At 52.7% G+C, this 275-nt stretch carries 1 protein-coding gene; it reads right to left on the reverse strand.

Annotation, left to right across the window (positions count from 1 at the left end):
* Positions 1-275 (reverse strand): DNA polymerase (locus tag AAEZ06_RS27235; protein WP_350617205.1); only part of this gene is annotated, 275 nt, incomplete at both ends.

The following is a 275-nucleotide window of genomic DNA, read 5'->3' on the forward strand; positions in this document are numbered from 1 at the left end:
GCTTTGATGTCCGGTAGGTACAAACGACGACCGTAGATGGTTTCCACATAACCTTTTTCTTTCGCGCCTTCGCGGGTGTTTTCCATGTATTGCTGTACGCCGGGGTAACGCTCGAAGTAGCGTTTGATGTATCTGCCTGCTTCTGGACGACCAATGCCAAGCTGCTTCGCTAGACCAAAGGCGGACATGCCGTAGATCAAGCCGAAGTTGATGGCTTTGGCGCGGCGGCGTTGCTCTGTGGTGACTTCTTCTAAGCTGACTTCGAAGACTTCTGC

It is taken from the genome of Pseudomonas sp. HY7a-MNA-CIBAN-0227 (genome assembly GCF_040310325.1).
Lineage (GTDB): Bacteria > Pseudomonadota > Gammaproteobacteria > Pseudomonadales > Pseudomonadaceae > Aquipseudomonas.